The organism is Tunicatimonas sp. (assembly GCF_049647865.1).
Taxonomy (GTDB): domain Bacteria; phylum Bacteroidota; class Bacteroidia; order Cytophagales; family Cyclobacteriaceae; genus Tunicatimonas.
This window is the reverse complement of record NZ_JBARYM010000246.1, coordinates 1-2471: the sequence shown is the minus strand read 5'-3', so window position 1 is coordinate 2471 and position 2471 is coordinate 1. Positions and strand designations below refer to the sequence as shown.

Annotated in this window: 4 protein-coding genes and 1 pseudogene; 4 read left to right on the top strand and 1 reads right to left on the bottom strand. The window is 42.6% G+C overall.

Annotation, left to right across the window (positions count from 1 at the left end):
* Positions 1–6 precede the first annotated feature (6 nt).
* The 4 genes from WBA23_RS07570 (at position 7) to WBA23_RS07555 (ending at position 2174) form a co-directional block, all read left to right on the top strand.
* A complete protein-coding gene (locus WBA23_RS07570; protein ID WP_424581667.1) occupies positions 7–117 on the top strand; it encodes a diacylglycerol kinase in 111 nt (36 codons plus the stop codon).
* Positions 118–173: 56 nt separating this feature from the next.
* Positions 174–758, top strand: a complete 585-nt coding sequence (locus tag WBA23_RS07565) for a Crp/Fnr family transcriptional regulator (protein ID WP_424581666.1) — start codon at positions 174–176, stop codon at positions 756–758.
* Positions 759–902: 144 nt separating this feature from the next.
* A complete protein-coding gene (locus tag WBA23_RS07560; protein ID WP_424581665.1) occupies positions 903–1358 on the top strand; it encodes a DUF1569 domain-containing protein in 456 nt (151 codons plus the stop codon).
* Between the two features lie 117 nt (positions 1359–1475).
* Entirely contained in the window at positions 1476–2174 is a 699-nt protein-coding gene (locus tag WBA23_RS07555; protein ID WP_424581664.1) for a hypothetical protein, read from the top strand.
* On the opposite strand, the pseudogene WBA23_RS07550 reads toward WBA23_RS07555, so the two are convergent.
* Positions 2152–2471: pseudogene (locus tag WBA23_RS07550) on the bottom strand (cytochrome c); the annotation flags it as partial. The gene WBA23_RS07555 and the pseudogene WBA23_RS07550 sit on opposite strands and share 23 nt — an antisense overlap.

The following is a 2471-nucleotide window of genomic DNA, read 5'->3' as shown; positions in this document are numbered from 1 at the left end:
GTCCGTATTAAACGAATCGAGGATTTGGGAGCAGCGGCAGTGTTACTTTCAGCCGTCACCGCCGTAGTAATCGGAGGGCTTATCTTTCTACCTAAGCTTTGGGAGTTATTCTTCTGAATTAAAAGCTGCCGCAAGGCAGTATTGGTACGTAGTTTGAATTTACGATATAGTTCATGGCTAAATCACACATCCTTCAGAAAATTCTTGAAAAAGATAACCTCACTGCCGAGGAGCTAAACACGGTAGTTTCTCAGTTCACGCAAGTTACATTCAAAAAGAATGAATACATTTTGCAGGCGGGTGAAGTAGCTCGTAATTACTACTTTGTGGAAAGTGGCTTTGCCCGATCTTACGCGATTGATACCAAAGGAAATGACACCACTACCGGGTTTTATACCCAATTGCAGATCCTTATCGACTGGCCCTCTTTTTTCTTAAAGTCCCCCACTAAAGAATACTATCAGGCACTCACCAACTGCGTAGTCTGGCAACTGGGTTTTGATGAGTTTCAAAAGTTGTTCCACAGTATTGAAGCTTTTCGAGAAGGAGGGAGGTCTCGTTTGGTGGGCAGCTACTTCTCCCTCAAACGGAAAAATATCGCTATGATTACTAATTCGGCCAAGGAGCGGTACTTACAATTGGTAAAAGAAGCACCCGAACTGGTGCAGAATGTGCCTCTGAAGTATATCGCTTCTTATTTAGGGGTAACCGACACTTCGTTGAGCCGAATAAGAAAAAAGATTGCTAACGAGCAGTAAATTCCTTGTCATAGGATAAGAATTTTGTTTTGTGCTTAGTCTACTTTTGTTCTAAATCAGTCCTGACCATCTTTCACGAAACAAAAGTACATGAGTACTCGCGTAACTTCGGCTACTTCACCTTCAACTAACTTTGCATCTCCTATGACAAATAACATTTTTGAAAAGAGCATAACCGACAGCCTTATCAACCGGGTGAACCAACTAACCCCGACCACCCCTAATCAATGGGGAAAAATGCATGTAGCACAAATGCTGGCCCACTGCAATGTAGCTTACGAAACAAACTATGAGAACAAGCACCCTAAACCTAATGCGCTGGTGAAGTTGATGCTTAAAATTCTAGCTAAGCCCACCGTTGTAGGTAGTAAACCATACAAGAAAAATGGTCAAACGGCTCCACAATTTATTATCAAAGAACCTAAAGACTTTGAAGTAGAAAAAGCCCGGCTCATTCAATATTTACAGAAAACGCAGGAGCTAGGCGAAGCGCACTTTCATGATCGGGAATCCCACTCTTTCGGTCGGCTTACTAAAGAAGAATGGAGCACCATGTTTTATAAGCACCTGGATCATCACTTACGGCAATTTAGAGTTTGATGGCCACCGTGGAACGGAGACCGGAACTTCCTTGAAGGAAATTAAAAATCCTGAAAGGGAAGGAAATAATTTTGCTCATTGCTCATTGCTCATTGCTCATTGCTCATTGTTACTGCTATGCTCGACTCTATTCCTTGGTTTGTAGCGGGAGAGTTTATCCTGGTTACCGGATTCACATTAATTATGCTGAATACGGCTATCCGCCTGTCTAAAGGTAAGTGGGTAATCATTATAGCGTGGCTATTGCTACTATCGGTACTAGCATTTTCCGGCTTCTATCAGAAAACTAACGCCATACCTCCTCGCTTTACCATGGTATTATTTATACCACTATTTACTATTATTTATATACTCAACTCTCAACGAGGTAAGCGATGGTTCGAGCGGGCAAATATTCCGCTTTTAATTCTAATTCATGTAGTTAGAATTCCGGTTGAGCTTATTCTTTATCAGCTATTTGAATACGGCACTATTCCTGAATTAATGACCTTTGCGGGAAGAAACTTCGATATATTGGCGGGGCTTACTGCACCATTCGTCTACTATTTCGGCTATAAGAAAAAGGTGCTGAGCCGTTCAGTTATTATTGGTTGGCATGTTATTTCACTGCTTTTGTTGGCCAATATCGTAGTTCATGCGATTTTATCAATACCGTTTCCCTTACAACAAATAGCCTTTGATCAGCCCAATATTGCGGTGCTAACATTTCCTTTTGTATGGCTGCCCGGTATTGTAGTTCCGGTTGTACTGTTTACCCATTTGGTAGCACTGCGCTATGAATGGCGAAAGAAGCCTAATCCTGAGAGTCTCTTCTAACTGGCCCTACGGGCGGAGCGTCCAGGTAGTACATAATTAGGTTCATCATTTCGTCAGTCGTGTTCCAGCCATAAGTGACTGTCTTGGGTGGCACGTTAGGGTTTTCCGGGTTGTTACTAGTATTGTCATATGCTCCTTCAGCGTAAATAATGGACCGTTCGGGGATAGTGAGTGGTTCCCGAAACACATACGTCGATTGCCAGTTAAAATCCCAATCGTTGATGCGTACCAATGGAATCGTTTCTCCCGCCGGAGTAATTGCATAGGCAATGAACGATTGGCCTAGGGTATGCATAT